This is a genomic window from Peribacillus sp. P4_B1 (genome assembly GCF_056402395.1).
Genome location: NZ_JBFUHM010000105.1, coordinates 1 through 6,210 on the forward strand (window position 1 = coordinate 1; position 6,210 = coordinate 6,210).

General features: G+C 38.7%; 6 protein-coding genes. All 6 read left to right on the plus strand.

Annotation, left to right across the window (positions count from 1 at the left end; genetic code table 11):
- Window positions 1-482: 482 nt before the first annotated feature.
- The 6 genes from fmdA to glaH all read left to right on the plus strand — a co-directional run bounded on the left by fmdA (window position 483) and on the right by glaH (window position 6,052).
- On the plus strand, window positions 483-1,661 hold the full coding sequence (fmdA, locus tag AC1DVK_RS26255; RefSeq protein ID WP_477627759.1) for a formamidase: 1,179 nt from the start codon (window positions 483-485) through the stop codon (window positions 1,659-1,661).
- Between the two features lie 28 nt (window positions 1,662-1,689).
- Entirely contained in the window at window positions 1,690-1,962 is a 273-nt protein-coding gene (locus AC1DVK_RS26260; protein ID WP_061463260.1) for a zinc ribbon domain-containing protein, read from the plus strand.
- Window positions 1,963-2,508: 546 nt separating this feature from the next.
- Window positions 2,509-3,183, plus strand: a complete 675-nt coding sequence (locus AC1DVK_RS26265; protein WP_061463259.1) for a GntR family transcriptional regulator — start codon at window positions 2,509-2,511, stop codon at window positions 3,181-3,183.
- A gap of 14 nt (window positions 3,184-3,197) precedes the next feature.
- Entirely contained in the window at window positions 3,198-4,415 is a 1,218-nt protein-coding gene (gene lhgO / locus AC1DVK_RS26270) for an L-2-hydroxyglutarate oxidase (RefSeq protein ID WP_410862168.1), read from the plus strand.
- A gap of 29 nt (window positions 4,416-4,444) precedes the next feature.
- On the plus strand, window positions 4,445-4,786 hold the full coding sequence (locus AC1DVK_RS26275) for a DUF3870 domain-containing protein (protein WP_477627760.1): 342 nt from the start codon (window positions 4,445-4,447) through the stop codon (window positions 4,784-4,786).
- A 327-nt stretch (window positions 4,787-5,113) separates the two neighbouring features.
- A complete protein-coding gene (glaH, locus tag AC1DVK_RS26280) occupies window positions 5,114-6,052 on the plus strand; it encodes a glutarate dioxygenase GlaH (RefSeq protein ID WP_477627761.1) in 939 nt (312 codons plus the stop codon).
- Window positions 6,053-6,210 lie beyond the last annotated feature (158 nt).

Consider the following 6,210-nt stretch of genomic DNA (forward strand, 5'->3'; position numbering starts at 1 on the left):
GAAAATCAACGGCCAAATTGTACAACTCATAAAAAATAGACAAACTCGATTTTCATCGAGTTTGTCTACAGTCTGAGGCATTCTGTTGAGGAATGCCTTTTTTATAATATTATTCAGGATTTTTCAAGTTATTAGTTAAAAAATTTACCTTTGCTCAACGGGAATAAATAGGGGGATTTTAAAATAAACCTATTTATCTATTGAATCAATAGGTTGTTCTAATCTCATATGAATTAATAACAAAGAACAAAATGGAGTGTGCACCTTTAAAAGCTAAGTAAAAACGATCAACTCAACTAAATATTAAAAACAGGTAGTTGTTCTATTGATTCTTAATATTACTTTACTCACTTCATCAAGATTAAGTTCATTAAACCCAACTGTTATAATATTAATAATTTGACTATATTTGTTAAAAATACTATTATGAAAACGCATACATAGTTTAACCTCATAGATTAATAGATTGAAGGAGGAGTAACATGCCTAAAACTTTGTTTAAACTGGATCTTAGTAAACCGATGGAGCAACAAGCACACCCGGGGCATAATCGTTGGCATCCGGATATTCCCGCTGCTTTTTCAGTAGAGCTGGGCCAATCGTTTCGTATGGAGTGTAAAGATTGGACGGATGGACAAATTAGCAACAATGACGATCCTCGTGACATTAGGGATGTTATTTTGCCGCGAGTTCATGTATTAAGCGGACCGGTTTATGTAAATGGAGTGGAACCGGGTGATTTATTAGTTGTTGATATTTTGGATATCGGTGCGTTTGCTGAGTCTGAATGGGGTTTTAATGGAATTTTCGCCAAAGAAAATGGAGGAAGTTTTTTAACAGAACATTATCCGGAAGCAGCGAAATCTATCTGGGACTTTGAAGGAATTTATACGACTTCAAGGCATGTGCCAGGTGTTAAGTTTGCCGGGCTTATCCACCCTGGATTAATTGGTGTGGCGCCTTCAATGGAGCTTCTGCAAGAGTGGAATAAACGAGAAAATGAATTGAAGATGACAGATCCCGACCGTATACCTGAACTAGCAACTTCTCCCCAAGCAGAGCATGCAGTGCTAGGCACGTTAAAAGGAGCAGAATTTGATCGGGTCGTCAAAGAGGGAGCGAGAACAGTGCCTCCAAGGGAAAATGGAGGAAACTGTGACATTAAAAATTTATCAAAAGGTTCAAGAGTTTTCTTCCCAGTATTTGTGGACGGAGCAAAACTTTCGGTAGGTGACCTCCATTTTTCACAAGGGGATGGCGAAATTACATTCTGCGGCGGGATTGAAATGGCGGGATGGATTGATCTTCGTGTCGACGTGATTAAGGGAGGTATGGAGAAATATAAAATTAAAGACAATCCTGTCTTCAAACCTGGTCCGGTTGAACCAAATTATTCCGATTATTTAGTGTTTGAAGGCATTTCAGTAGATGAGTTTACAGGAAAGCAACATTATTTGGATGCAAATATTGCTTACCGCCGAGCTTGCCTGAATGCAATCGAATATTTGAAAACACTCGGTTATACAGGAGAGCAGGCATATATGATATTAGGTACAGCGCCTATTGAAGGCCGGATAAATGGAATCGTAGACATCCCTAATGCGTGTTGTACCGTGGCCATTCCGACCCAAATATTTGATAAAGATATTAATCCGAAGTAATAAATATAAGGATGAAGGGGGACTTTCCTTGCCTAGTTACACCTTTAACTGCAGTCAATGCGGTGAGTTCACACTATTCTTTAAGTCAATGGCAGGCAATAAAGGAACAGCGCAATGTCCGGGCTGCCATCAAGGGGCTTCCCGTGTCTACCAACCACCCAATTTGTTTTCTAATTCGAAGGAAATACGCACCCGTATTGAACGGGGGATGGAGCCTCGTAGAATGACAAAAGAAGAATTAGGGCCAAAACAAAGTAAAAGGAAACCACAAGTCAGTCGTCCATGGCAAGTTGGGCAGTAAGCAAAGACGATTTCTCCTATAAACACTAAAAAAGCACAAAAAGGAAGATCAAATTCCTTTTCGTGCTTTTGGTTTTTATTTAAAGGGATAAAAGGTAACATCTAAGATTTTACCGCGATTTTTTGTATCACATTGCGATGAAAATACGATTCATGCTTACTTAATTCTGCTTCGGTGGTCAATACTTAAAATAGTTACTAGCATCTACTAATTCAAGCTGTTCCAGTACTTCTGGTTGAATTTCTTTAATAGAGGAACAAGAAACTAATCCTTCTGAAACGTAACCAATTAAATAATCCTTTAAAATCACGAACATAATTAAAGAGGGTGAGGGATGCTCTGATATCCAGTTTGGCATCTTATTTTAATAGTTAAATATAAACAGGTGCCACAAATTATAATCAGATGTGAATTTGATGTTTACCTAATATATTGTATCCAGTGTTTTTTAAATTGGATACAATATATTTAATTTTTAGTGTTGTAATCGCTTTATATAGTTGATATAGTTAAAATTGTATCCAATATTGAAAGGTGGACGCTTAATTGGATAATGTTAATTCCGATCGAGATAAATCAACCATCGTTAAAAATGTAACCAAAAGCCTTAGGAATGCGATTTTGAATGGGACGTTGAAAAAGGGGGAGCGACTCATCCAAGAGGAGTGGGCCGATCGCCTGGAAGTTAGCAGAATGCCCATTCGAGAAGCCCTTACACAGCTTCAAATGGAAGGCTTGGTGGAAATGGTTCCTCATAAAGGAGCAGTCGTCACACCTATTACCCGGGATGATATTGAAGAAATTTATCATACCAGGTCCCTGCTTGAAGGACTTGCCGTGGAAAAATCACTTCCTTATTTAACAAAGGAGGATAAGGAAAAATTAAAAGGTATTTTGATTGAAATGGAAGGAATTCAGTTATCTGATGAAACCAATGAGCATTATATCCTTTTAAATGCGGCTTTCCATGAAACCCTCCGCAAAGGGTGTCCATGGCCAAGGGTTCAAAAAATGGTAGAGACACTCGGTATCTCACCCATTGCGCCGAATTTGCTGATTGATTATTACCCAGAAACGCAAAGGGAACACCGGATGATATATGAAGCGGCACTAAGAGGGGATCCTGCAGAACTAAGGGCAGCAGTAGAGTTTCACATTTTACGAACTAAGAATAATTTAATTACGTATATGGAGTTGCTGAATACTAAAAATCATCAATAAAAGGAGTGTTAATTGTGTATGATTTTGCAATTGTTGGTGGGGGAATAGTAGGTTTATCAACGGGAATGGCACTTTATCAGCGTTTTCCTAATGCTAAAGTGGTAGTCATTGAAAAAGAGGCCGTTGTTGCAGATCATCAAACGGGGCATAACAGCGGCGTCATCCATTCAGGAATTTATTATAAACCAGGCAGTTTCAAGGCACGATTTGCCCGTCAAGGAAGCAAATCAATGACGGAATTCTGCCGGATGCATGGAATTGAACATGATATTTGCGGAAAGGTCATTGTTGCAACAAAGCCAGAAGAGTTGCCCCTTTTGGATGATTTATATTCACGCGGTTTGCAAAATGAGCTAGCTATACAACGAATCGGTGTGGACGAGTTAAAGGAAATCGAACCACATGTCAATGGACTTGGTGCGATACGCGTCCCGCAAGCAGGCATCGTCAATTATCGTCATGTAAGTGAAAAGATGGCGGATATCATCCGGGGCAACGGCGGTGAAATCAAGCTGAATACAAAGGTGGAGAAGATTGACGAGAATTTTGATGATGTCATCATCGAAACGAACAATGGTACCATAAAGGCAAGGATAGTCATTAATTGTGCAGGGTTGCACAGTGACCGTATCGCAGCAGCTGCGGGGTATAAAACTGATATGAAAATTGTCCCTTTTCGCGGTGAGTATTTTAAGCTGAAGCCCGAAAAGCGCTTCCTTGTCAATCATTTAATTTATCCGGTACCTAACCCGAAATTCCCATTTTTAGGGGTTCATTTCACACGGATGATTAGCGGGGAAGTAGATGCTGGACCAAATGCTGTACTAAGTTTCAAGCGGGAAGGTTATAAAAAAACCGACTTCAATGCGAAAGATTTAACTGAAGTTTTAAGCTATAAAGGTTTTTGGAAGCTCGCTAGTAAATTCATGAAGGAAGGGATGGATGAGTATGTCCGCTCTTTTAGTAAAAAGCAATTTACGAAAAGCCTGCAGGAATTAATACCGGAAATTCAAGAAGATGATTTAATCCCTGCACCTTCTGGAGTGCGGGCCCAGGCGTTACAGGATGATGGTAATATGGTGGATGATTTTCATATTATAATGGGGAAACGGACCATTCATGTATGTAATGCACCGTCACCTGCTGCAACAGCCGCAATTGAAATTGGAAAAGAGGTTGTTAACCGGATTCCGGAACAATCACACTTATTGGAAGCTGTATTGACAAAATAAAATTCGTTAAAGAGAGAGGAAGAAGCCTCATGTTCAATGGTAAAACAATTTTCATTGCAGGTCATGCACGTTTACCTCAAGGAATGGCAGCGAAAAGTGTCTTTGAAACATTGACCATCACTGCAGAAATCGATGCTAAATATGGGGTTGTCCTGGAAGCCTCTTGTACATTGGCAACAGAGCATGGCCAGGAATTCATTGGGCGTTTGTTAAAAGGGACCAGTCTAAATGATGGTGTTGATGACGCGATAGAATCGATTCAAACTTATTATCGGGGGAAAGCGGCTAATGCATTGATTGCTGCCTTAAAGGACCTGGATCTCCATTTTCAGCAAATTAAAGCAGGAGAAAAAACGAAACTACCAAGTTAGTAATATAATTTATCAGAATAATTTGTAAAAACCATTGACAATTTCACTGAAAAGCGTTTAAATGGAATTAAGCCAATATTATGACATTAACACCTTTTGGAAAATACCATTTCAGAATCGTGTAAAGATCTTAATGATTGGAAACAGGGAAAATAAATCATACATAACTGCATATTCGCTGTGACTCTATTTGCATAGAGCAGTGAAGTGAATATAAGCCAGTTGTACAGTTGGACTCCAATTTTATTTGGGGATCATGTGCGACTGGCTTTTTATATTTCCTGTTAATTTTTTCATCCATATAACAAATAACAGGAGGAATTATTCATGAGCATTGCAGAAAAAAAGAGAGTTAAGTTTGAAAGGAAAACAGAAAAATATGAGGTGAAAGTCCACCCTCAAACCAGCCGATTGTATCATATTGAAATTTCTAAAGAAGCAATTGCCGCATTTTTAGAAACGGCATTGAAGGATAATCAGTCTGTTCAACATCTGGAATATACACCATACGCAAGACTCATCGTCGCATCATATCTATTGGATCAAGTAGGAGAAGACTTTGGTGAAGTGCTTAGGAACATCGTTCATGATCGGGAATCCGGCGGCTTCACCCTTGGCTTGGAAGGTGTCACGGAGAATACAGATGAATATGTCATTTTTGCAACGGCCATTTCATACTTGCTTGGAACACCTAACCATGATTCCATGTCAGGGAAATATTATGCACGTTTTAGTGTTCAAGACACGGATAGCAGCGATTCATATTTACGTCAGGCTTATCGTTTATTTACACTTCATACGGATGGCACCTTTGTAGATGAACCAACGGATTGGTTACTAATGATGAAGATGATCGAACAAAATGCACGCGGTGGCGAATCACGTTTATTGCACCTAGACGATTGGAAAGAGCTTGATATGTATGTGAATCATCCATTATCCAGCCATAAATTTACGTATAAAGCTCCAAAAAGTAAGAACATTGACCAGGAAATTGAAAGATTGACCTTCTTCAATCATAATAACAAACCTGGTGTTTGTTTTATTGATCAATTTGTTTATCCTGAATCAATCGAACAAGCCAAATACTTGCGCGATTTATCCAATTCATTAGAAAACGATGAAAGTGTACTCGAACTTGAACTGCCTGTTGGAGATTTAGTTGTTGTCAACAATATATTCTGGCTTCACGGCCGCGCCGCATTTGAAAAGGATCCGAACCTGAATCGTGAATTACTTCGCCAACGCGGAAGATTCAATCAATAGTTTCAATTTGTAAACCCAAACATTTTTTTCATCCCCAAATACGATTTAAAGATAAATTCTTTTCCACTCTTTGGTTGGAAAGCAATTTATCTTTTTTTTGCAAGGTTCTTTTAAAGATTAATGTTTTTAATTTGAAGTGAAAAAAGAGGACCTTAACC